Source organism: Stenotrophomonas sp. S4 (genome assembly GCF_054187805.2).
In genome coordinates, this window is sequence record NZ_CM196188.1 from 4,510,042 (window position 1) to 4,532,143 (window position 22,102).

A 22,102-nucleotide genomic window follows, 5' to 3' on the forward strand; every position below is an offset into this window, starting at 1 on the left:
TCCAGCAAGGCTCAATGGAGTGGAAATCATGCCCCACCTTCCGAGCAGCATCTCGAAGCGTGCCTTCTCAGCACTTGCAAGGATCGGTGAGATTAGTGAAGTTTCCAAGCCTTCAATCCATTCATTGGATCAGGACGAGATCCTCAGTAACAGCTTCAGCTTCCTTGAGTTTGAGATGCGCGGAATGCGCGTACTCCTGGCCTGCTCGCGCGGCGGGTACAAGCTTGACTGGATAGTAGCCATGCACCTTGCCTACCGAACATCAGGGCTGTACGACATAGTGACCGTCTCCGCTGAGAGTCTTCTGGCCGCGGAGCGGGTTGCATTGATGTCCGCCGGACTGTCCTACATCATCATAGATCGAGAGATCTTCATCCCAAGTCTGAGCGTCAACACTGCCGCAAGAACTCCCGCTCCCCTTCCCAGTGCCAAGCTGTCGGTCGCGACACAGGCCGTGCTTACTCATGCGCTCAACAACGGCAAGTGCCGCTATGAGATTTCAGGGACGTTAGCCGAACTCGCAATTCCGCTGAAGCAGCTCGGCTGTGTCAGCCACGAGCTAGTTCTTGCCGGAGTTGGCGCAGTAGATCGCATCAGAGCAAGGTCTCATGTCGAGATGGATGAGTGCAGTGTCACTTGGGCGAGGGTGGAGCCAATGCTGTCGACTCCGGTCATCGAAGTTCTACGTGTTCGCACGCGTTCCGCGGCGCGCCTCGGACAGATGCGCATCGCAGGTGAGGCCGCTCTCTCTTGGAGGGGGTGCAGCCAGGACGAGCATCCGCGTCACCTTGCAATACACCAACGTCTTCTGCGGTCAATGGGAATTGGCCTGTCACCTTATGACGCAGGTTCATTCGCCGAAGTTGAGATCTGGAATCGCTGCCCAGCGAGGTTGAGTCCGCATACCACTCAGGTTGATCCCATTTCGCTCTATCTCTGTAGGCGCCGTCACGCCACGCTCGCTGAGCTTGGCCGACTTCGGCAGATCATCAGCGAAAGATGGTAGATGACGTGACAATCCAAACTTGATCGGCACTATGAGTGCTGCACATTCTTCACTTGGTGACCTCATCGCGAGCGCACTGCCCTTATGTTCGGCGTCCGCTCTCGTCAGACCCTGCCCGAGATCTGAACGCTGCTTTGAAGAAGTTCGGAAAGGCAAAATGAGGGCTGGTTTTGTGTCCACTTCTCCAGCGCCGGTTCTGTTGGCTGATGTAGGAAACTTCAGGGGGCCGAGATCCCTTGAGCCTCCAGGTACTCACGAACAGTGGCAAGTTCGCCGATCCGACCCGCACACATCAAGCGTAACGCTGTGTCTCCGTTGAACGGAGCACCGGTGTTTGGACGGCGTACCCAAGTGTTTGCTTGCTGCTCATTAGGGAACAACGTGTGCAACGCGCGATAGATACCGAGCAGATAGCTGATCCTCTCTAGCGTCTCAGGCAGAAGGTCATTCACCTCGAAGGCCTCCAATCGTGCCTGCGCGACGCCCACAGGTACTCCAAGAATACCCGCTTGTTCTTGATGGGTTAGCTTCCAAGCTTCTGCAATTTCCATGAACACCCGCAGGGCTGGCGTCGCAATGCCGGCCGCGCTGCTTTCATTGGGCTTTCTCATTGTACCTTTCTCATGGGGCTCCCAAGCTGTGTTACTCCCTGTTAGAACCCGCCTGGCCGAGCTGGCCCCTTTTGATGGGTCGGGGCCAAGGTGTTCTCCGTTCTGATCCGTTCGACCAATCGTCGACGTGCAACCCTGAAACCATCGTCGTCATGCGAATAGGGAGATCCAAACAGCGGAATCTGAACCCAGAGGTGCTCTTGTCCAGGGTGTACGTACGGACCATGATCGTCGAGCAGCAACGCCTCGCCTAGGCAAGGCGTTACAAGACGAAGGTCCTTTGTCTTTCCCGTCCAGTGAACGTAGCGCAGACCTGCGAACCAATCGGGGGCACTGCCCTCCCGAGCCAGTAGATTGGCAATGCTCCGAAAGCGCTCCTCCGACACAGTCGTGAACATCATCAACTGACTGAATTGCGATTGAACATCTTCCAAGAACTGATGGAGGCCAGGCCTTGGAATCTGGCTGATCGCATTGGAGATAAGCGTTCCTTCAAGGTCTAACGCCAAGATGGTCGGCTTCATTTGCTGCCTCTGCTAAGGGTGCATCCGTATACCTTGCTCCCGAGGTGAATCACTGTCCATAGCGTGAGCCTACTGGTACGCGAGTCTGTTCTTGCTGGTACGCACATTGCGTGAGCCTACTGGTACTTCTTGCATGTAGGTCGCAAAGGGACCACCTTAACCAAGCCGTGTCCCGGCGATCCACTCTGGCGAAAGACAATGCCAGAGCTGACGGATCAACGCAGCAAGCCTTGCATCGCCCGCTTGCATCACGGCTCTCTTTCTTCCCGCGACGAGGGTGCCGTAATGTTTAGAACTAGCCTCTCCCATCCGCTACATGTCGCTACGCTCGCCGTAGGAAGTAATGGCGGCGCGATAGGCGTGACATTCGCACCGGGGAAGTATCAGGAGGCGGCCATGACGGGAACATGGAACCGCGATCTCGACGTGGATCTACGCGCGATTCACAGATGGGGGGCCACACACCTGATTTCCCTCATTGAGCCTTGGGAGTTCGATGAGCTCAGGATCGTGGAGCTGCCTCAGCGAGCAACAGCTCTAGGTATCGCATGGCATGGACTTCCAATTGTGGATGGTGCAGCTCCCGACAGGATCTTCCTGAAGGAATGGCAGGTACTTAGCCCAGCACTCTGTCAGGAGCTGCTGGGTGGACGTCGAGTTGTGGTGCATTGCAAGGGCGGACTCGGGAGAGCTGGCACCATTGCTTGTATGTTGCTACTGGAAACGGGGATGGCTGCGACTGGCATGCAGGCAATGGACCTAGTCCGTCAGGTTCGACCTGGTGCGATCGAGACACGTGAGCAGGAGCATTTCATCTGCGCCTGGAACACAGAGCGTCCGATATAGGACCAACTATGGCCACTCGACGCTCCAAAGGTGGAACTCAGCCAGAATGGAGTGGCACGTAGCTTTTGGATTCTACCGCAACTATCTGAAGAGATCAGCGACAAACATTGTGGAGTTCTGCCGCCAATCATTTCTAACGTGCGTAGGCAGGTACAACAGGCTGGCATGGGTGGCCGTCTGCGGTGGTGCTTCCTCGCGGCAGCTGCCGCAGACGATCAACGCCGTGTCGGGCAACGGCAACGCACAGCGCAGGCAGGCACGGCCGGACCACGGCAGGTCGGCAAGGCAGGCGCGGCACAGGTCAAGATCATCGTGGCCCGGGTCGCCGCAGACCAGACACCGCAGTGGCAGGAGCACGCGAAGCAGCGCTGCGGGCCAATCCGCCGGTAGAGGGAGGTAGGCAAGAGGCATACCCCAACCTGCCCGCGCAGCGATGCCGGAACCATCACCGGCAACCACACCGGACGGTCAGGAAAGCGGACGCAGTACCGTCGGTCGTCTCATCGGGTCAGTCACGCAGGGATGCCCGCCAGGCCACCAGGGCGGCGGCGGCGCGCTGGGTCCTGTACTCATCCGGATTGACGCCCATTTCATTGCGCGCCATGCCGGCAAGGGCCGCACACAGTTCCTGTTCGCCTGCACCGCGCAGCAGCTGGGACTCGATGCGATCTGCGTAGGCGGCGTACTCGCCACGGCAGTCCGGATTGGCCTGGATGCCTATTGGATCCCATACATAGTGCAGGACTTCATCCACCGCTCGGCCCAGTGCACCGCGCCTGCGTTCTGCCGCCTGGCGGACCTCCTTCCAGTGTGGCGTGTTGTGCAGTGCCTCGAACGGCATCGGCACCGGCGACAACAGGTAGGAGATGCCGTCTTCTTCCTGCTTGACGTGCCAGACGCCAACACCGACATCCGCCATGTGCTCCGACAGCGGGAAAACAAAGGCGGGCAGCCACAACAGCTCGATGCGGCCATCTCCCTGCCAGCCCAGGGCGGTGAACATCCCGGCTGCGGTCTCCCGGTAGGCCTGCGCGGCAGCCTCGCCGACCAGTTGCCCCGGATCCAGCATGAACACCCGGTTGTCGATGTACTCGACCACGCTGCCATGGAACTCGCGCAAGCGCTCGGGCGGGTAATCGATGACCTGTTCAGGGGCGATGGTGTAGCTCACTTCGTGAAATCCTTTCCGCTGGAAGGCGAGTGTGGCGCGACGACGGGCATCATCAACAACTCCGCCAACCCACGATAGATCGGCACCCGGCACACCAACCCGGACACACCACGCGCGATCAGCACCGTGGCCAGGATCGGCAGCAGCAGGTCGCCGCTGTCGGTCAGCTCCAGCGAAATCACCGCCGAGGTCAGCGGTGCCTGGGTGACGCCGGTCAGATAGGCGCACATGCCTAACAGTACAAATGCTCGCGGATCCACGCCCGGCATCAGTACCGCCAGGTTATGCCCAAGGCCGGCACCGACCGCCAGCGCCGGCGAGAACAGGCCACCGGGGATACCCGCCACGTAGGACGCCAGATTCGCCAGCAGCTTCATCAGACCGAATTCATGGCCGACCATCGCCTGCCCCTGCACCAGGCTGCGCGCCTGCTCGTAGCCGGTGCCGAACGCGCCTTCGCCGAACGTCAACGCCAGCGCCACCACCACCAGGCCGCAGCCTGCAGCCAGCAGCACGGGATGCCGCTGCCGCAGCTGGCCCAGCCAACGCGGGCGGCCCGCCGCACTCGCCAGCACCGCGCGCGCGAACAATCCACCCAGCAATCCGGCCACTGCGCCGCACAGCAGGATCGCCAGCCAGCCCTGTCCCAGCGGCAGCCGCGCGCTCACATGACCGAAGTAGGTGTAGTTGCCGAGCAGGCCGAGCGACACCACGCCACCGACAATCACTGCGGTCAGCAAGGTGCCGGAGAACCGATGCTCGAAACGGCCGCTGAGCTCCTCGATGGCGAAGACGATGCCGGCCAGCGGCGTGTTGAACGCCGCCGCAATGCCCGCCGCGCCGCCCGCCAGCAGGAAGTGCGAGAGCTCGCGTGGGTCCTTGAAGCCGAACCAGCGGCCGAACAGGTACATCAGGCTGGCACCCACATGCACCGTCGGGCCCTCGCGCCCGACCGACGCGCCGCCCAGCAGCGACAACGACGTCAGCAACAGCTTGCCCGCCGAGACCGCAGGCGAAAGATTGGTCCTGCGGAACGACTCATCCGGCTTGTCCAGTGCGGCGATGACCTGCGGAATGCCGCTGCCCCGTGTGGGCTTCAGCACGCCAGAAGTGAGCCACGCCAACAACGCGAAGATGCCCGGTGTGAGCAGCAGGGCCCACCACGGCGAATGCGAGGTGATGCGCTGGAACAGGTGGAAGGCCGCGTCGCTGGCCTTGGCGAACAGGATGGCCACCAGTGCCACGGCCACGGCGCCGCCCCAGAGTGCGGCGCGGCGGCGCCAGGCCTCACTGAGAACCAGCGCGGTGATACGGCCGCGGAGGCGATGGAGATCGGTCATGCGGGGCAGTCTGGACGCTGCGGAGGAAGGCGGACAGCGGCTACTGTGGCTGAAGGCCTTGCAGGATGCGGTGAAATGCCCGGCCGTGGATCCTGCTGACAGCCTGCCCCGTGCGTGCACCGCTGGACGGGCAGGCGCTCCCGCCACCGGCGCTTTTCCACGCTGCGCACGTTGGGCTGCTACCGCAGCCAATCCAGATAGCGCGGCAGATGTGCCAACTCATCATCGCTCGCATCACCGGTCAGGGCTGCTGCCGGATGCGCACTTCGCCATGGCGCATGCGCGCCAGGTCGCCCTGCGCTTCCAGTACGCCGCGCGCGACCAGTTTGCGCACGCGCTGGGCGTAGAAGACATCGGCAATGCCGGGGCGGCGCTGCGGGTCCAGCGACATCGCGTTGCCCACGATGAAGGCGATTTTCCGGAACTGCCCATCGCAGTGGGAAAGCAGTTGCGCATCGATCCAGGCGATGTCCTCGTCGGTCAGCGCGGCGATGTTCTGCCGCTGCTGCTCGGTAAGGTGGGCATCGCTGTCGGGCTCCTCCTCGGTGTCGCGCAGGCAGCCATTGATGGCCAGCAGGCGAACCAGCACGTACAGACCGAACGCCTGCAACTCCTCGTCGGGCAGCGTCGAGGGATCGAGCTGCCCCGCCGCGTAGTCCTTGAAGGTCACGAAGATGCGGTTCTGCCAGTGACCGGGTTCACTCGTCTGGCGCAGATCATCCATCACCACGCGCAGGCCGCCGTCAGGCAGTTCGGCCAGGCTGCACAGCACCGCATCGGGGCGGATCGGGTAGGGCTGGTAGCTGTCCATGGCTCATGCTCGCGAGTCCGTATGCAGCAATGAACTTACACCGTAGCGCGCATTTCTGGCGGTCGATTTCTGTAAACTGCACAAGAATATTTAAGTTGACAGGCCTCGCCAGCCCACCCACACTGCCGCCCTCGCTCCACTCGTACCCAAGGTCCCGCCATGGCTGCTGCCATCCGCCACGACTGGCAACACGACGAACTGCAGGCGCTGTTCGATCTGCCGTTTCCCGAGCTGCTGTTCCGCGCCGCCGCGGTCCATCGCGAGCATTTCGACCCATCGCAGGTGCAGGTCTCCACGTTGCTGTCGGTGAAGACCGGCGGCTGCCCGGAAGACTGCGCGTACTGCCCGCAGGCGCAGCGCTACAGCACCGGCGTGAACGCGCAGAAGCTGATGGAGACCGATGCGGTGCTGGCCAAGGCACGCCAGGCCAAGGCCGCCGGTGCCTCGCGCTTCTGCATGGGTGCCGCGTGGCGTTCGCCGAAGGACCGCGACATTCCGAAGGTGGCGGCAATGATCGCCGGGGTGAAGGCGCTTGGCCTGGAGACCTGCGCCACGCTGGGCATGCTCAGCGGCGAACAGGCACGTGCGCTGAAGGACGCCGGCCTGGACTACTACAACCACAACCTCGACACAGCGCCGGACTACTACGATTCGATCATCCACACGCGCCAGTACCAGGACCGCCTGGACACGCTGGAGCACGTGCGCGATGCCGGCCTGAAGACCTGCTGCGGTGGCATCGTCGGCATGGGCGAGACGCGCGCGCAGCGCGTCGGCCTGCTGCTGGCGCTGGCCACGCTGCCGGCACATCCCGATTCGGTGCCGATCAACAAGCTGGTGCAGGTGGCGGGTACGCCGCTGCACGGCAGCGCCGAGCTGGACCCGTTCGAGTTCGTGCGCATGATCGCGGTGGCACGCATCGCCATGCCGCGCTCGATGGTACGGCTGTCGGCCGGGCGCGAGGCGATGAGCGACGAACTGCAGGCGCTGTGCTTCCTGGCCGGTGCCAACTCGATCTTCTACGGCGACAAGCTGCTGACCACCGGCAACCCGGAGAGCGAGCGCGACCTGGCCTTGTTCGCTCGGCTGGGATTGCAACCGATGGCGGTGCAGGTGGATGCCGAGGGTCATGACCACGGCGGTACCGTGCACGCCGATATCAGCGCCGATGCGCCGGCCTGTGGCTGCGCTCACGCGGCCTGAGACGGGTCGCAAGCAGGCGCCGCGGCAACGCGCTACCCTAGCCGCCCCGTCGCCGCATTCAGCCGCCATGGCCCGCCCCGACCTGACCGCCCGCCTCCACGCCCAACGCGCCCTGCGCGATGCCCAAGGCCGTCGCCGCACGCGGCGCACGGTCACCCGTCGTGACGGCGTCCGCCTGGAAGTGGACGGCCAGTGGCTGACCGGCTTCTGCAGCAACGATTACCTGGGCCTGGCCCAGCAGTTCAGCGTGGTCAACGCACTGCAGGATGCGGCCGCACGCGAAGGCACCGGCGCGGGTGCCTCGCATCTGGTCTGCGGCCACCACGCCCTGCATGACGCGCTGGAGCGCGAAGTGGCAGAGTGGCTGGGCTACCCGCGCGCGCTGCTGTTCGGCAGTGGCTTCGCCGCCAACCTGGCCGTGCAGCAGGCGCTGCTGAGCGAAGAGAACGATGTGTGCGTGCAGGACAAGCTCAACCACGCCAGCCTGCTCGATGCGACGCGGCTGGCCGGTGCGCGCCTGCGCCGTTATCCGCACCTTGATGCCGAAGGCGCGATGCGCCAGCTCAAGCACGCGCCCGATGGCGCGGCGATGCTGGCCACCGATGGTGTCTTCAGCATGGATGGTGACATCGCACCGCTGCGTGCATTGTCGCTTGTGGCACGCCTGCAGCAGGCGCTGTTCTATGTGGACGATGCGCATGGCGTGGGCGTGGTGGGCGATGGCCGTGGCGCGGTCGCGGCTGCCGGACTGGGCGTGGACGATGTGCCGCTACAGCTGGTCACGCTGGGCAAGGCACTGGGCGGTTCCGGCGCGCTGGTGCTGGGCCGCGACGACCTGGTCGAGCACCTGGCCGAAACCGCGCGCCCCTACATCTACACCACCGCGATGCCGCCGCCGCTGGCCGCCGCAGCACTGGAAGCGGTGCGCCTGGCCCGCCGTGACAACTGGCGGCGTTCGAAACTGACCGACCTGATCGCGCTGTTCCGCGGCGAAGCCCGCCGCCATGGCCTGGACCTGATGGCCTCGGAAACGCCGATCCAGCCGCTGCTGTGCGGCGACGACCACCGCGCCGTGGCGATGTCCAAGGCATTGGAACAGGCCGGTTGGCTGGTCGGCGCGATCCGCCCGCCCACGGTTCCCGAAGGCAAGGCGCGCCTGCGCGTCACCCTGTCCGCGTTGCACACCCCCGAGCAGGTGCGTGGCGTGGTCGAAGCCATTGCCAGCGCGCGCGATCGCGTCGACCTGGCCGCGCGTGAGGCCGCGCCACCGCCGCTGCCGGTCTTTGCCTGAGCCTGTTGCCGTTTTCCCATGCATATCGACGTCACCGGCCAGGGGCCGGACCTGGTACTGATCCATGGCTGGGCCCTGCAGGGCGGCGTGTTCGCGCCGCTGGTGCAACGCCTGGCCGATCGCTTCACCCTGCATCTGGTTGATCTGCCGGGCCATGGCCACAGCCGCGAGGACACCACGCCGCTGCGCCTGCCGTTCGTGGTCAACGCCATCGCCGCGGCCACGCCGCCGGCGGTGTGGTGTGGTTGGTCGCTGGGCGGCCTGTTCGCACTGCACGCCGCCGCAACGCTGCCGAAGGTGCGCGGGCTGGCGATGATCGCGGCCACGCCGCGCTTCGTGCGTGGCGAAGACTGGCCGCATGCGGTGGAACCGGCGGTGTTCGAGCAGTTCGGGCGCGAGCTGGCCAGCGATTTCGGCGGCACCTTGGAGCGCTTCCTGGCGCTGGACGTGATGGGCTCGGCACACGCCCGCGAGGAGCTGCGCACGCTGCGCCAGCGCCTGGTCGAGCGCGGTGCACCCACCGAACGCGCCCTGCTGGAAGGCCTGCGCCTGCTGGAAGGCACCGACCTGCGCGGCGCACTGCCGACGCTGGGCAAACCCAGCCTGTGGATCGCCGGCCAGCGTGACCGGCTGGTGTCGCCGACGGCGATGCAGGCCGCTGCGGCACTGGCCCCGGGCGGGCAGGCGCTGACCATCGCCCACGGCGGCCATGCGCCCTTCCTCGGCCATGCCGACGAGGTCGCCGCGGCCCTGCAACACTTCGTTGCCGGCCTGTCACCGGCCGATGGCGGACAATGAGCGCCTTCCTCATTCCGCGGGATTGACGCATGGATCTGGGTATCAACGGCCGCTGGGCACTGGTCTGCGGCGCAAGCAAGGGGTTGGGCCTGGGCTGCGCGCGGGCACTGGTGCGCGAGGGCGTCAACGTGGTGATCGTGGCCCGGGGCGAAGCCACCCTGCAGGCCGCCGCTGAAGAGCTGCGTGCCCTGCCCGGCGCCGCGGAAGTCCGCGTGGTCGCCGCCGACGTCACCGCCGAGGCCGGCCGTGCCGCGGCGCTGGCCGCGTGCCCGCAGGTGGACATCCTGGTCACCAACGCCGGTGGCCCGCCGCCGGGCGATTTCCGCAGCTTCGAGCGCGACGACTGGATCGCCGCACTGGACGCCAACATGCTGGCGCCGATCGCGCTGATCCGCGCCACCGTGGACGCGATGATCGCGCGCGGCTTCGGCCGCATCGTCAACATCACGTCCTCGGCAGTGAAAGCCCCGATCGACATCCTGGCGCTGTCCAACGGCGCGCGCAGTGGCCTGACCGGCTTCGTCGCCGGGCTGTCGCGCCGCACCGTGGCGCACAACGTCACCATCAACAACCTGCTGCCCGGCCAGTTCGACACCGACCGCCTGCGCGCCAACTTCGCCCACTCTGCGGGCAAGGACGGCGATGCTGCGGAAGTGGCCGAACGCCGCCGCCAGCAGATCCCCGCCGGCCGCTTCGGCACGCCGGATGAATTCGGCGCCGCCTGCGCCTTCCTGTGCAGTGCACAGGCCGGTTACCTCACCGGGCAGAACCTGCTGATCGACGGCGGCGCCTACCCCGGTACGTTCTAAGAGACTTTCGCAATGCCGTCCCACTTCGATGCCCGCCATGTCCGCCGCGCGTTCGCCCGCGCCGCCAACAGCTATGACGCCGCCGCCGCCCTGCAGCGCGAGGTGCAGGCGCGGCTGATCGAATCGCTGGACTACCTGGAGGCACGCAAGCCGGAGGTGGTGCTGGACATCGGTGCCGGCACCGGCCACGCCAGTGCACTGATGAAGAAGCGCTGGCCGAAGGCGCAGGTGATCGCGCTGGACGTGGCGCTGCCGATGCTGGACCAGGCCAAGCGCCAGGCTGGCTGGTGGAAGCCGTTCCAGCGCCTGTGCGGCGACGCCGCCGCGCTGCCGCTGGCCGACAACAGCGTGGACGTGATCTTCAGCAACCTGTGCCTGCAGTGGGTGGACGACCTGCCGGCAGTGTTCGCCGGGTTCCGTCGCGTGCTCAAGCCCGGTGGCCTGCTGTTGTGCTCCACCTTCGGCCCGGACACGCTGGTCGAACTCAACGAAGCCTTCGCGGCCGCCGATGACCGCCCGCACGTCAGCCGCTTCGCGCAGATCGCCCAGTTCGGCGATGCGCTGATGATGGCCGGCTTCCGCGACCCGGTGCTGGACCGCGATCTGTTCACCCTGACCTACGACGACCTGCCCTCGCTGATGCGCGAGCTGCGCGCGATGGGCGCGACCAATGCGCGGGTGGACCGCCGCCACACGCTGACCGGGCGTGGCCGTTTCGCCGCTGCGGCAGCAGCGTATGAACCGATGCGGCGCGCCGACGGCAAGCTGCCCAGCAGCTGGGAAGTGATCTATGCCCACGCCTGGGCACCGGACCCGGGCGCACCGATCCGCGAAGGCGGGCATGACGTGGCATCGGTACCGGTGTCGGCGATTCCGATCCGGCGCAAGCAGACCTGATCGCGCGACCGCGCGCCTGCTTCTGGCGGGTGCCAACCTTGGTTGGCCTCTACCGATCATCCGGTAGTGCCGGCCGCTGGCCGGCAGATGTCCACCATGGAATCATGAGGTTGCCGGCCAGCGGCCGGCACTACCGACTGCAACCAATCAGGTATTGGCCGGCGAACTCAGCGGCGGGCGCACCAGGTCGCGGTGGAAGAAATAGATTTCCTGCACCAGGAAGCGCCAGCTGGTGTGGAAGCTGCGGAAGCGCGTGCTGGGCGTGGACGAAGCCAGCGCATCGATGCCCAGCGCCTTGCTCAGGCGCAGCGCGCGCGCCATGTGCAGCGGGTCGCTGACGATGATCACCCGGTGCAGGTCGCGCTGGTCCATCAGCCGCTTGGCTTCGACCAGGTTCTGCACGGTGTTGCGCGAGGCGGTCTCGATCAGGATCGCGTCGTCCGGCACGCCATGCTTGAGCGCATAACGCCGCGCCACCTGCGATTCGGAAAAGCGCGCGCCGGTGCCGCCATAGCCACCAGTGAAGATCAACAGTGGCGCGTACTGGGCCTCATAGAGATCCAGGCCATGGCGGATGCGTTCTTCGAACACCGGCGACGGCTTGGCGTCATAGGCCGCCGCGCCGAGCACGATGATCGCGTCGGCCTTGGCCGCCTGATCACGCTCACCCACCCAGACGATCCAGGCGGTCACCCCCAGCAGCCAGATCACCAGCAGCACGAACAGCCGCCACAGCCAGCCCAGCAGGCCGGTGCGATGCCGGTGCCGGTCGCGGCTCAAGGCGCCCCCCAGCGCAGCGCGGGCAGGTCGACATTGCCACCGGACAGCACCAGGCCCACGCGCAGGCCGGCGAACTGCTGCGGCTGTGCCAGCACCGCAGCCAGCACGGTGGCCGAGGACGGTTCGACCACCTGCTTGAGCACCTCCCACAGCAGGCGCATCGCGGCCGTGGTGGCGGCGTCGTCGACCACGATCACCTCGGCGCCGGCCGCACGCAGCAGCGCGAAGTTGGGGGCGCCGATCAGGGTACGCAGGCCATCGCAGATCGTGTCCGGGGTGAAAGCCGCCTGGCGCTCGCCTGCGGCCAGCGAGCGTGCGGTGTCATCGGCACCGGCCGGTTCGGCCAGCACCAGCCGGGTCTGCGGGCTGGCGTACTGCAGGGCCAGCGCGGTACCGCTGGCCAGGCCACCGCCCCCCACCGGCACCACCAGCACATCGAACGGGCCGTCGCTGTGCAGCAGTTCCAGCGCCGCGGTGCCCTGTCCGGCCATCACCGCCGGGTCCGCATACGGATGGACCAGGGTCGCGCCGGTATCGGCCTGCACCTTGGCGCAGGTAGCCTCACGGTCGGCGATGGTCGGCGGGCAGCGCCAGAGGGTGGCACCGTGCCGGGCGATGTTGGCCAGCTTGGCCGCCACCGCACCTTCGGGCACCACCACGTGGCAGGGGATGCCACGGGTGCGCGCGGCCAGGGCCAGGGCAGCGCCGTGGTTGCCGGAGGAATGGGTGACCACGCCGGCACGGGCGCGATCGGCATCCAGCGACCACACCGCGTTGCAGGCACCACGGAACTTGAATGCGCCGCCGCGCTGCAGGTGTTCGGCCTTGAACGCCAGCTGCGCGCCGGCCAGCGCATCAAGCGTGCGCGAGCGCAGCACCGGGGTCACGCTGGCGTGCGGCGCGATCCGCGCGGCGGCAACCAGGACATCGTCGGCACGGGGCAACAGTGAATCGCTCATGACGCAAGATTAACGTATGGCTCCACGCTGGCGACCCCGGCACAGGTCATGCCAGCATGAGGGCCTTCACCTCCATTCATCCTGGCCAGTGAAGTTAAGGGCCGATTCAACGCCTGCGCACGAAGCTGACTGCACAACCCGTCCTCTGGGGGGACCCACCATGAAAACGCGCCTGATGCTTGCCGGTGGCCTGATGCTGGCCCTGACCGGCTGCACCACCTACGACTACGTCGGCGGTGGCCGCAGCGGCAGCTACTACCACGGTGCGCCGTCGGTGGAATACCGCTACCCGGCCGGCTATCCCTACAACTACGGCTACCCGTACTACGGCGGCTATGGCGGCTACTACGGCGGCTATGGCAATCCGTACTACTCGCGCCCGGTCTACCGCCCGCCGCACAACCACCGCCCGCCGCCGCGCCCGCCCGGCAATGGTGGCGAGAACCGTCCGCCGCCGCCGTCGCGGCCGTCGTACAACGGCGGTTCGCCGTGGCGGAACATGGACTCGATGCGTCGCCCGCCGCAGTCGAACATCCAGCCGTCGGCGCCTCCGCCGCAGGCCCGTCCGGCCCCGGCGCCCAGTGCGCCAAGGATGAACGGTTCCCCCTGGCGCAACATGGATCGTGGGACGCAGCGCACAGTTGAGCGCTGAACCGTCTTGCATTTCACACGGTCCAAGCCGCACTCTACGGGACCAGTGACGGCCCGCGTCACAAAGTGACAAAAACGACACGGGCCGCCGCAAAAAGCTCTACGTCGATATCCGACAGGAACATCTGGATCCCCCCTGTTCCGGCCCTGTCGGATGTCGGCACCTCTGAAGGCAGACGGCCCCGCAATGCGGGGTCGTTTGTTTTCGGCGAGAGCCCCAGCATCAGTAGATCCACGCCATGCGTGGATGGGGCCTTCCCGACAGCCCCAAAAAACAGGGCCGGACAGTCCCCCGACTGCCGGCCCTCTGCTCCCCCACCGTGCGCCTGTACCGGCCCCTGTTCCAATTCCGGTCACGGGCGCCTACGGCGCCAGCCACGGTGGGTGCTATTGGGTTATCTGCAAAAATCCTGCCAACTTTAGGGCTGATTTCGACGCCGGCCGGCCGGCACCGACGTCCCGGCCCCGAATGGCGCTAAAATCGCCACCCCGGCGCCGCCCCCGGTCCGCGCCCGCCCCCAGCTGAACAGCCCCCATGAACCCGTCCTTCCATCGTTACGACGTCATCGTCATCGGCGGTGGCCACGCCGGCACCGAAGCCGCGCTGGCCGCGGCCCGTACCGGCGTGCGCACCCTGCTGCTGACCCACAACATCGAGACGGTGGGCGCAATGAGCTGCAACCCGGCCATCGGCGGCATCGGCAAGGGCCACCTGGTCAAGGAAATCGACGCCCTGGGCGGTGCGATGGCGCATGCCGCCGACCGCGCCGGTATCCAGTGGCGCACGCTCAACGCCTCCAAGGGCCCGGCTGTGCGCGCCACCCGCTGCCAGGCCGACCGCAACCTGTACCGCATGGCGATCCGCGCCATCGTCGAAGGCCAGGCCAACCTGACCGTGTTCCAGGCGGCGGTCGATGACCTGGTCATCGAAGGCGACGCCGTGCGTGGGGTGATCACCCAGACCGGGCTGCGCTTCGACGCCGAGGCCGTAGTGCTGACGGCCGGCACGTTCCTGGCCGGCAAGATCCACGTCGGCCCGACCCAGTACGCCGCCGGCCGCATGGGCGATCCGCCGGCCACCACGCTGGCGGCGCGCCTGCGCGAGCGCCCGTTCCAGGTCGACCGCCTGAAGACCGGCACGCCGCCGCGCATCGATGGCCGCTCGCTGGACTACAGTGTGATGGACGAGCAGCCCGGCGACACACCGCGGCCGGTGATGTCCTTCCTCGGCTCGGTGGACGAGCATCCGCAGCAGGTCAGCTGCTGGATCACCCACACCACCGAACAGACCCACCAGATCATCCGCGACGCGCTGCACCGCTCGCCGCTGTACAGCGGCCAGATCGAAGGCATCGGCCCGCGCTACTGCCCGTCCATCGAAGACAAGGTGGTGCGCTTTGCCGAGAAGGCCAGCCACCAGATCTTCGTCGAACCCGAAGGCCTGGGCATCGTCGAGATCTACCCCAACGGCATCTCCACCTCGCTGCCGTTCGACGTGCAGCTGGAGATGGTGCGCAGCATCCGCGGCTTCGAGAACGCGCACATCACCCGCCCCGGCTACGCGATCGAGTACGACTTCTTCGACCCGCGCGGGCTGAAGGCCTCGCTGGAAACCAAGCTGGTCAACGGCCTGTTCTTCGCCGGCCAGATCAACGGCACCACCGGCTATGAAGAAGCCGCCGCGCAGGGCCTGCTGGCCGGCCTCAACGCCGCGCGCCAGGTGCGCGGGCTGGACAGCTGGTGCCCGCGCCGCGACGAGGCGTACCTCGGCGTGCTGGTGGATGATCTGATCACCCACGGCACCAACGAGCCGTACCGCATGTTCACCAGCCGCGCCGAGTACCGCCTGCAGCTGCGCGAGGACAATGCCGACCAGCGCCTGACCCCGGCCGGCCGCGAGATGGGCCTGGTGGATGACCGCCGCTGGAACGCGTTCGAGACCAAGCAGGCCGCGGTCGCCGCCGAGCGCGCACGCCTGGGCGCACTGTGGGCAACCCCGGCCAATGCGCTGGGCCGCGAGGTGCAGGACACGCTGGGCGTGGCGGTCAGTCGCGAAACCAACGTGCTGGACCTGATCAAGCGCCCCGAGCTGGATTACGCGCAGCTGATGCAGGTGCCGTCGCTGGGCCCGGCCGTGGCCGACGGCAAGGTGGCCGAGCAGGTGGAGATCGGCGTGAAGTACGCCGGCTACCTGGACCGCCAGCGCGAGGAGATCGAGCGCCAGCAGCGGCATGAAGCCACACCGATCGCTGAAGCCTTCGACTACGCGACGGTGCGCGGGCTGTCGGCCGAAGCGCTGCAGAAGCTGGAGCGCGTGCGCCCGCAGACCATCGGCCAGGCGCAGCGCATCCCGGGCATGACCCCGGCGGCAATCTCGCTGCTGCTGGTGCACCTGGAGCGGGCGCGCCGCGGCCGCGTGGCGTAACGCGGTCGAATCTGCTTCTGGTGGGTGCCGCCCCTGGTCGGCACATGACTCTGCCCTGGTGGGTGCCGACCTTGGTCGGCACGAATCATCTGATCGCATGCTTCCGTGCCGACCAAGGTCGGCACCCACCGGAGCGGAAGACATATACACATTGGCGGGCGCGTTACCGTGCGTCCGCGCCACCGCCCAGCACCTTGAACAACGTCACCCGGTTGCCCGCCTCCTGCTGCTGCAGGGCGATCAGGTCCTGCTGCGCGGCAAACAGGCTGCGCTGCGCATCCAGTGCCTGCAGATAGCCGTCCAGCCCGGTGCGGTAACGCGCATCGGCCAGCGTGTAGCTGCGCTGGCTGGCGGCGACCAGTGCACGCTGGGCGTCCATCTGCGTGGCCAGGTGATCGCGCGTGGCGAGGGCATCGGCCACTTCACTGAAGGCCTGCTGGATCGCCTTCTCGTACTGGGCGACGCCGATGTCCTTGCCGATCTTCGAGGCATCCAGCGAGGCCTTCAGCGCGCCGGCGTGGAAGATCGGCGCGGTGATGCTGGGCGCGAACGACCAGCCGCGGGTGCCGGCCGAGAACAGCGTCGACAACGCGGTGGAGCTGTGGCCGTAGTTCGCGGTCAGCGTCAGCGTCGGGAAGAACGCGGCGCGCGCCGCACCGATATCGGCATTGGCCGCCTGCAACGCGTGTTCGGCAGTCAGCACGTCCGGGCGCTGCAGCAGCACGCTTGACGGCAGGTTGGCCGGCAACGGCGCCAACGCCACGGTGCCGTCCAGTGCCTGCGCGCTCGGCAGCAATGCCGCGTCCAGCGGCGCACCCACCAGCAACTGCAGCGCATCACGATCCTGCGCCTGCTGGGTCTGCAGCCTGGCCAGCGCAGCGCGCGCGGCTTCCACGCTGGTCTGCACCTGCGACAGGTCCAGTCCCGAGGCCAGACCTTGTGCGTGGCGGGCCTCGGTGCGCCGCAGGGTCTGCTGCTGGCTGTCCAGGGTCTGCCGGGTGAACGCCAGCGACTGCTCGTCCGCCGCCAGCGCCAGCCACGCCGTGGCCACTTCGGCCACCAGGCTGGTGCGCGCGGCGCGCTGGTTCTCGGCGCTGGCCAGCCAGTTCTGCAGGGCCTCGTTCTTCAGGCTGCGGATGCGCCCGAACAGTTCCAGCTCCCAGCTGCTGATACCCACCTGCACGGCATCGGATTCGGTCACCTGGCTGACGCCGATCTCGCTGTTGGCATCACTCACCCGCGCGCGGGTGACACTGCCGCTGGCATCCACCGACGGCAGCAGCGCCGCGCGCTGGATGCGGTACTGCGCGCGTTCCTTCTCCACCTGCAGCACCGCCACGCGCAGGTCGCGGTTGTTCTGCAGCGCCAGCGCGATCACCTGCTGCAGGCGCGGTTCCAGGAACACCTCGCGCCAGGCCGGCATCGCCAGTGCCGGCCCGGCCTCGCCGGTGGCGGCATTGCCGAACTGCGCCGGCACCGGTGCCTCGGGGCGCTGGTAGTGCGGTGCCATGCTCACGCAGCCGCCCAGCACGGTGGTCATCGTTGCGGCCGCCAGGGCGCGCAGCAGCATCGGCTTCATGGACTTGCCTCCGTGGCAGTGGCTTCGGCCGGTGCGCGGCCCGGGAACAGGCGGCGCACCAGCAGGTAGAACAACGGCACGAAGAACATGCCCAGCACCATCGAGGCGACCGTACCACCGGCCACGCCAGTACCCAGCGAACGGCGCGCGGCCGAACCGGCGCCGGTGGCGAACACCAGCGGCAGCACGCCCATCAGGAACGCCAGCGAGGTCATCACGATCGGGCGCAGCCGCAGATAGACCGCCTGCAGGATCGCTTCGCGGGTGCGCTTGCCCTGCTGTTCGAGGATGCGCGCGAACTCGACGATCAGGATGCCGTTCTTCGCGGCCAGACCAATCGTGGTCAACAGGCCGACCTGGAAGTACACGTCGTTGTTGAGGCCACGCAGGTTCATCATCAGCACGGCACCGAACACGCCCACCGGCACCGCCAGCATCACCGCGAACGGCACCGCCCAGCTTTCATACAGCGCGGCCAGGCACAGGAACACGAACAGCAGCGAGATGGCGTACAGCATCGGCGCCTGATTGCCCGACAGCTGTTCCTGGTAGGCCATGTCCGACCAGGCATGGCTGAAGCCTTCCGGCAGTGTGTCGGCCAGGCGCGCGATCTCGGCCATCGCTTCACCGGAGCTGACGCCCGGCGCCGGCTGGCCGGTGATTTCCATCGCCGATACGCCGTTGTAGCGCTGCAGTGCGGCCGGCGCGCTGGTCCAGTGGGCGCTGACCAGCGACGACAGCGGCACCATCTGCCCAGCCTGGTTGCGCACGCTCCAGCGCTCGATGTCCTGCGGCTGCATGCGCGCTTCAGCGGTGCCCTGGATGAACACCTTCTTGATGCGGCCCTTGTAGATGAAGTTGTTGACGAAGTCGCCGCCCAACGCCGCGTTCAAGGTGTCATTGATGTCCTGCGGATTCACGCCCATGGCCTGTGCCTTCGCGTCGTCCACCTTCACCGCGTACACTGGCGCGTCTTCCAGGCTGGCATAACGCACGTTGACCAGCTTCGGATCCTTGGCCGCCTCCTTCAGCAGCGTGTTGCGCGCGGCCACGGCGGCGGCATGGCCGGCACCGCCTTCGTCCTGCAGTTCCAGGGTGAAACCGCCCGCATCGCCCAGGCCAAGAATGGCCGGTGGCGAGGTGATGAATACCTGCGCATCGGGCACGCTGGCCATGGCCGCGGTCAAGCGCGCGGCGATGGTATCGGCATCGTCCTTGCGGTCATCCCAGTCCTTCAGCCGGATGAAGGCCTGGCCGACGTTCTGGCCGCTGCCGGTGACACTGAAACCAGCGGTGGCCTGGATCGAGAGCACGCTGTCGTCCTTCACCGCAGCGGCACTGAGGCGATCCATCACTGCACGGGTCTGCTCCAGGGTGGAGCCGGCTGGCAGCTTCACCAGCGCGTTGAGCATGCCCTGGTCCTCATCGGGCAGGAATGCGCCGGGCAGGTGCCACAGCAGCAGGCCGGTGGCCACGCTCAGCACCAGGTAGAACAGTACGCCCAGCGTGCGCCGGCCAAGGAAACCATCCACGCGATGGCGCAGGCCGTTGGAGGTGCGCTCGAAGCGGTGGTTGAACCAGATGAAGAACTTGCCCAGCAGGCTCGGCTCGCCGCCGTGGTCACCATGCGGGTGGCCGCCCTTGGGAATCTGGTGCAGGATGCTGCCGCACAGCGCCGGGGTGATGGTCATCGCCACCAGCACCGACAGGATCATCGCCGCGGCGATCGTCACCGAGAACTGGCGATAGATCACGCCGGTGACACCGCTGAAGAACGCCATCGGCAGGAACACTGCGGTGAGCACCAGCACGATGCCGACCAGCGCGCCGGTGATCTGGCCCATCGCCTTCAGCGTGGCCGGCTTCGGTGCCAGCCCTTCGAAGGTCATCACCCGCTCCACGTTCTCCACGACCACGATGGCATCGTCCACCAGCAGGCCGATGGCCAGCACCAGCGCGAACATGGTCAGCGTGTTGATCGAATAGCCGAAGGCCGCCAGCACGCCGAACGTGCCCAGCAGCACCACCGGCACCGCGATGGTCGGGATCAACGTGGCCCGCCAGTTCTGCAGGAACAGGTACATCACCAGCACGACCAGCGCGATCGCCTCGATCAGGGTGATCACTACTTCCTTCAGCGAGATGGTCACGAACGGCGTGGTGGTGAATGCCACGTGGGCCGTGTAGCCATGCGGCCAGTACTTCTGCAGCTGCTGAAGCCGTGCATCGATGGCCTTGGACACGGCGATGGCGTTCGCACCGGCATTGAGCTCGATGCCCAGCGAGGCCGACGGCTTGCCGTTGAAGGTGCTGATGCTGTCGTAGCTCTCAGGCCCCAGGCCGATCGTCGCCACGTCGTCCAGGTGCACCACGCTGCCATTGGCATCGGCCTTGAGCACCACCTGCGCGAACTGCTCGGGGGTGTGCAGGCGGCTGCGCGCGGTCACGGTGGCATCCAGCTGCTGGCCCTTCAGCGCCGGCTGGCCACCGAGTTCACCGGCCGACACGTCGGTGTTCTGCGCCTGCAGTGCGGTCTCGACGTCCGACGGCATCAGTGCGTACTGGCGCATCTTTTCCGGATCCAGCCAGATACGCATGGCGTATTCCTGGCCGATCGGCTGGATGTTGCCGACGCCGCTGACACGGCTGATCTGGTCGTCAATGCGCGCTTCCATGAAGTTGGCGACATCGAAGTTGTCCATGCTGCCGTCTTCGCTGGTGAACGACAGCACCTCGAAGATCGAACCACTGGACTTGGTGATGGTCAGGCCGTTCTGCTGCACCGCCTGCGGCAACGTCGCCATGGCCGCCTGCAGCTGGTTCTGTACCTGCACCTGCGCAGTGTCCGGGTTGGTGCCGGTGGCGAACACCAGGTTGACCTGCGCCGAGCCATCGGAGGCACTGGTGGAGGTCATGTACATCAGGTGGTCCAGGCTCTGCTGGGACTGCTCGATGACCTGGGTGACCGCGTTTTCCACGGTCTGCGACGAGGCACCGGTGTAGGTGGCGCGGATGGTGATGGTGGGCGGGGCGATCTGCGGGTAGCGGTCCACCGGCAGGATCAGGATCGCGAGCAGGCCGAGCAGGCTGACCGCGATGGCGATCACCCAGGCAAAGATCGGCCGGTCGATGAAGAAACGAACCATGCGCGGCAGGCCTCAGTGCGACTTTTCGTCGGTGTTGCCGTTCGGGTCGATCGCCGGCATTGCTGCCAGCTGTGCGGTGGTGGCCGCCACCGCCTTCACCTGCTGGCCGAGCGAAACCGCACTGCCGTTGCTGACGATCACCCGCTCGCCGGCCTTCAGGCCCTGCGTGATCTGCCACTGGTTGCCCACCACCTGGCCGGTGCTGACCCGCCGCTCGACCACGCGATCCTTTGCGTCGAGCAGGCGCAGCAGCGGCTCGCCACGTTCATTGCGCACCACCGCCTTCTGCGGCACCAGCAGCGCGCGCGCATCGGTGGCCATCGGCAGCACCGCCTTCAGGTACATGCCCGGCAGCAGCAGGCCGTCCGGGTTCGGAATGACCGCGCGCAGCACCACGTTGCCGGTGCCCGGATCGACCGCGCTGCCTACGAACTCCAGCGTGCCTTCATGGGCATAGGTGCTGCCGTCCTCCAGCAGCACCTTCACCTGCGCCTTGCCATCGATGGCCTTCACCAGGCCGGCATCGAGCTGCTTGCGCAGCGCCAGCATCTGCGTGCTGGACTGGGTGACGTCCAGATAGACCGGGTCCAACCGCTGGATGGTCGCCAGCGCCGCGTCCTGGCCGGCAGCAACAAGCGCGCCGGCGGTGACGCTGGAGGTACCGATGCGGCCCTCGATCGGTGCGGTCACCCGGGTGTAGTCGAGGTTGATGCGGGCGGCCTGCAGCGCAGCGCGCGCGGCGATCACATTGGCCTGGGCCTGCTTCAGTGCCGAGGTGGCATCGTCGGCGTCCTGCTTGCTGGCTGCGTCCATGCCCAGCAGCGTGCGGGTGCGCTCGGCCTTCGGCTGCGCCGACAGCACGGTGGCCTCGGCCTGCGCCAGCTGGCCACGCGCGGTATCGAAGGCGGCCTGGTACGGCGCCGGATCGACCTGGTACAGCAGCTGGCCGGCCTTGACCTGCTGGCCTTCGGTGAACAACCGCTGGCGGATCAGCCCACCGATCTGCGGCCGCACCTCGGATACCTCGAACGGTACCGCCCGGCCGGGCAGGGTCTGCTGCAGTGCCAGCGGCTGCGCGCTGGCGGTGATGACGCCCACTTCGGGGGTGGCCGGGGCCTCGGTCCGGCCCGCCGAGCAGGCCGCCAGGGCCAGCAGCAGGGGCAACAACAGCGGACGGGGGGAGCGGGACAGCGGACGCAGGAGTGACATGGGGGGCGTGGGGGCCTTTCGTTGACCCTCGCACGCTGCCGTGAAA

General features: G+C 66.8%; 19 protein-coding genes and 1 pseudogene. 9 read left to right on the plus strand and 11 right to left on the minus strand.

Going from position 1 to position 22,102, the window contains the following annotated elements:
- Window positions 1-28: 28 nt before the first annotated feature.
- Complete coding sequence (locus ACUZUJ_RS21025; protein WP_180883089.1) at window positions 29-1,006, plus strand: hypothetical protein; 978 nt, start codon at window positions 29-31, stop codon at window positions 1,004-1,006.
- 218 nt (window positions 1,007-1,224) lie between these two features.
- Here the strand turns inward: ACUZUJ_RS21025 and ACUZUJ_RS21030 are convergent, their stop codons facing one another.
- Both ACUZUJ_RS21030 and ACUZUJ_RS21035 read right to left on the minus strand, forming a co-directional pair.
- Window positions 1,225-1,617, minus strand: a complete 393-nt coding sequence (locus ACUZUJ_RS21030) for an MbcA/ParS/Xre antitoxin family protein (protein WP_458220519.1) — start codon at window positions 1,615-1,617, stop codon at window positions 1,225-1,227.
- A 41-nt stretch (window positions 1,618-1,658) separates the two neighbouring features.
- A complete protein-coding gene (locus ACUZUJ_RS21035; RefSeq protein WP_043399788.1) occupies window positions 1,659-2,141 on the minus strand; it encodes an NIF family HAD-type phosphatase in 483 nt (160 codons plus the stop codon).
- A 396-nt stretch (window positions 2,142-2,537) separates the two neighbouring features.
- Between ACUZUJ_RS21035 and ACUZUJ_RS21040 the strand changes: the two genes are divergently transcribed.
- The gene (locus ACUZUJ_RS21040; protein ID WP_458220535.1) at window positions 2,538-2,987 is read left to right on the plus strand and encodes a cyclin-dependent kinase inhibitor 3 family protein; all 450 of its coding nucleotides are present in this window, start codon (window positions 2,538-2,540) and stop codon (window positions 2,985-2,987) included.
- A 144-nt stretch (window positions 2,988-3,131) separates the two neighbouring features.
- Here the strand turns inward: ACUZUJ_RS21040 and ACUZUJ_RS21045 are convergent.
- The 4 genes and pseudogenes from ACUZUJ_RS21045 to ACUZUJ_RS21060 all read right to left on the minus strand — a co-directional run.
- A pseudogene (locus tag ACUZUJ_RS21045) lies at window positions 3,132-3,398 on the minus strand (double zinc ribbon domain-containing protein); the annotation flags it as partial.
- Window positions 3,399-3,495: 97 nt separating this feature from the next.
- Complete coding sequence (locus ACUZUJ_RS21050; protein WP_101766256.1) at window positions 3,496-4,158, minus strand: hypothetical protein; 663 nt, start codon at window positions 4,156-4,158, stop codon at window positions 3,496-3,498.
- A complete protein-coding gene (locus ACUZUJ_RS21055; RefSeq protein WP_049444157.1) occupies window positions 4,155-5,498 on the minus strand; it encodes a chloride channel protein in 1,344 nt (447 codons plus the stop codon). Before ACUZUJ_RS21055 ends, ACUZUJ_RS21050 begins: the two co-directional genes overlap by 4 nt.
- 241 nt (window positions 5,499-5,739) lie before the next feature.
- Window positions 5,740-6,309, minus strand: coding sequence for a DUF3658 domain-containing protein (locus ACUZUJ_RS21060; protein WP_049444159.1), 570 nt, complete (start codon window positions 6,307-6,309; stop codon window positions 5,740-5,742).
- Between the two features lie 159 nt (window positions 6,310-6,468).
- On the opposite strand from ACUZUJ_RS21060, the gene bioB reads away from it, so the two are divergent.
- The 5 genes from bioB (at window position 6,469) to bioC (ending at window position 11,307) form a co-directional block, all read left to right on the plus strand.
- Window positions 6,469-7,512 (plus strand): biotin synthase BioB, encoded by a 1,044-nt coding sequence (bioB, locus tag ACUZUJ_RS21065; RefSeq protein ID WP_049444160.1) that lies wholly within the window; start codon window positions 6,469-6,471, stop codon window positions 7,510-7,512.
- 67 nt (window positions 7,513-7,579) lie between these two features.
- Entirely contained in the window at window positions 7,580-8,803 is a 1,224-nt protein-coding gene (bioF, locus tag ACUZUJ_RS21070) for an 8-amino-7-oxononanoate synthase (RefSeq protein ID WP_101766257.1), read from the plus strand.
- An 18-nt stretch (window positions 8,804-8,821) separates the two neighbouring features.
- Window positions 8,822-9,601, plus strand: coding sequence for a pimeloyl-ACP methyl ester esterase BioH (bioH, locus tag ACUZUJ_RS21075; RefSeq protein ID WP_049444168.1), 780 nt, complete (start codon window positions 8,822-8,824; stop codon window positions 9,599-9,601).
- Between the two features lie 29 nt (window positions 9,602-9,630).
- Window positions 9,631-10,410: an SDR family oxidoreductase gene (locus tag ACUZUJ_RS21080; protein ID WP_101766258.1), complete on the plus strand. Its 780-nt coding sequence runs from the start codon at window positions 9,631-9,633 to the stop codon at window positions 10,408-10,410.
- Between the two features lie 12 nt (window positions 10,411-10,422).
- Window positions 10,423-11,307: a malonyl-ACP O-methyltransferase BioC gene (bioC, locus tag ACUZUJ_RS21085; protein ID WP_049444172.1), complete on the plus strand. Its 885-nt coding sequence runs from the start codon at window positions 10,423-10,425 to the stop codon at window positions 11,305-11,307.
- Between the two features lie 147 nt (window positions 11,308-11,454).
- On the opposite strand, the gene ACUZUJ_RS21090 is transcribed toward bioC, so the two are convergent.
- Window positions 11,455-12,087 carry a YdcF family protein gene (locus ACUZUJ_RS21090; RefSeq protein ID WP_014038850.1) on the minus strand — a complete coding sequence of 211 codons (633 nt, stop codon included), beginning with the start codon at window positions 12,085-12,087 and terminating at the stop codon, window positions 11,455-11,457.
- The gene (locus tag ACUZUJ_RS21095) at window positions 12,084-13,046 is read right to left on the minus strand and encodes a pyridoxal-phosphate dependent enzyme (protein WP_458220520.1); all 963 of its coding nucleotides are present in this window, start codon (window positions 13,044-13,046) and stop codon (window positions 12,084-12,086) included. The genes ACUZUJ_RS21090 and ACUZUJ_RS21095 overlap by 4 nt, the downstream gene beginning before the upstream one ends.
- 160 nt (window positions 13,047-13,206) lie before the next feature.
- On the opposite strand from ACUZUJ_RS21095, the gene ACUZUJ_RS21100 reads away from it, so the two are divergent.
- Complete coding sequence (locus ACUZUJ_RS21100) at window positions 13,207-13,698, plus strand: hypothetical protein (protein WP_014038852.1); 492 nt, start codon at window positions 13,207-13,209, stop codon at window positions 13,696-13,698.
- A 534-nt stretch (window positions 13,699-14,232) separates the two neighbouring features.
- Window positions 14,233-16,122, plus strand: a complete 1,890-nt coding sequence (gene mnmG, locus ACUZUJ_RS21105; protein ID WP_458220521.1) for a tRNA uridine-5-carboxymethylaminomethyl(34) synthesis enzyme MnmG — start codon at window positions 14,233-14,235, stop codon at window positions 16,120-16,122.
- 163 nt (window positions 16,123-16,285) lie between these two features.
- On the opposite strand, the gene smeC is transcribed toward mnmG, so the two are convergent.
- The 3 genes from smeC to smeA are packed head-to-tail and all read right to left on the minus strand — an operon-like array spanning window position 16,286 to window position 22,056.
- Window positions 16,286-17,701, minus strand: a complete 1,416-nt coding sequence (gene smeC / locus ACUZUJ_RS21110) for a multidrug efflux transporter outer membrane subunit SmeC (RefSeq protein WP_458220522.1) — start codon at window positions 17,699-17,701, stop codon at window positions 16,286-16,288.
- Complete coding sequence (smeB, locus tag ACUZUJ_RS21115) at window positions 17,698-20,847, minus strand: multidrug efflux RND transporter permease subunit SmeB (RefSeq protein WP_458220523.1); 3,150 nt, start codon at window positions 20,845-20,847, stop codon at window positions 17,698-17,700. Before smeB ends, smeC begins: the two co-directional genes overlap by 4 nt.
- Window positions 20,848-20,859: 12 nt before the next feature.
- The gene (gene smeA, locus ACUZUJ_RS21120) at window positions 20,860-22,056 is read right to left on the minus strand and encodes a multidrug efflux RND transporter periplasmic adaptor subunit SmeA (protein WP_014038856.1); all 1,197 of its coding nucleotides are present in this window, start codon (window positions 22,054-22,056) and stop codon (window positions 20,860-20,862) included.
- Window positions 22,057-22,102 lie beyond the last annotated feature (46 nt).

What these genes read in the sequence shown, in the direction of transcription:
- bioB (WP_049444160.1), top strand. Translation starts at nt 6,469, where the DNA reads ATGGCTGCTGCCATCCGCCACGACTGGCAACACGACGAACTGCAGGCG.
- smeB (WP_458220523.1), bottom strand. Translation starts at nt 20,847, where the DNA reads ATGGTTCGTTTCTTCATCGACCGGCCGATCTTTGCCTGGGTGATCGCC.
- smeA (WP_014038856.1), bottom strand. Translation starts at nt 22,056, where the DNA reads ATGTCACTCCTGCGTCCGCTGTCCCGCTCCCCCCGTCCGCTGTTGTTG.
- bioC (WP_049444172.1), top strand. Translation starts at nt 10,423, where the DNA reads ATGCCGTCCCACTTCGATGCCCGCCATGTCCGCCGCGCGTTCGCCCGC.
- ACUZUJ_RS21025 (WP_180883089.1), top strand. Translation starts at nt 29, where the DNA reads ATGCCCCACCTTCCGAGCAGCATCTCGAAGCGTGCCTTCTCAGCACTT.
- ACUZUJ_RS21080 (WP_101766258.1), top strand. Translation starts at nt 9,631, where the DNA reads ATGGATCTGGGTATCAACGGCCGCTGGGCACTGGTCTGCGGCGCAAGC.
- ACUZUJ_RS21100 (WP_014038852.1), top strand. Translation starts at nt 13,207, where the DNA reads ATGAAAACGCGCCTGATGCTTGCCGGTGGCCTGATGCTGGCCCTGACC.
- ACUZUJ_RS21040 (WP_458220535.1), top strand. Translation starts at nt 2,538, where the DNA reads ATGACGGGAACATGGAACCGCGATCTCGACGTGGATCTACGCGCGATT.
- smeC (WP_458220522.1), bottom strand. Translation starts at nt 17,701, where the DNA reads ATGAAGCCGATGCTGCTGCGCGCCCTGGCGGCCGCAACGATGACCACC.
- ACUZUJ_RS21060 (WP_049444159.1), bottom strand. Translation starts at nt 6,309, where the DNA reads ATGGACAGCTACCAGCCCTACCCGATCCGCCCCGATGCGGTGCTGTGC.
- ACUZUJ_RS21055 (WP_049444157.1), bottom strand. Translation starts at nt 5,498, where the DNA reads ATGACCGATCTCCATCGCCTCCGCGGCCGTATCACCGCGCTGGTTCTC.
- ACUZUJ_RS21035 (WP_043399788.1), bottom strand. Translation starts at nt 2,141, where the DNA reads ATGAAGCCGACCATCTTGGCGTTAGACCTTGAAGGAACGCTTATCTCC.
- bioF (WP_101766257.1), top strand. Translation starts at nt 7,580, where the DNA reads ATGGCCCGCCCCGACCTGACCGCCCGCCTCCACGCCCAACGCGCCCTG.
- ACUZUJ_RS21095 (WP_458220520.1), bottom strand. Translation starts at nt 13,046, where the DNA reads ATGAGCGATTCACTGTTGCCCCGTGCCGACGATGTCCTGGTTGCCGCC.
- ACUZUJ_RS21030 (WP_458220519.1), bottom strand. Translation starts at nt 1,617, where the DNA reads ATGAGAAAGCCCAATGAAAGCAGCGCGGCCGGCATTGCGACGCCAGCC.
- mnmG (WP_458220521.1), top strand. Translation starts at nt 14,233, where the DNA reads ATGAACCCGTCCTTCCATCGTTACGACGTCATCGTCATCGGCGGTGGC.
- bioH (WP_049444168.1), top strand. Translation starts at nt 8,822, where the DNA reads ATGCATATCGACGTCACCGGCCAGGGGCCGGACCTGGTACTGATCCAT.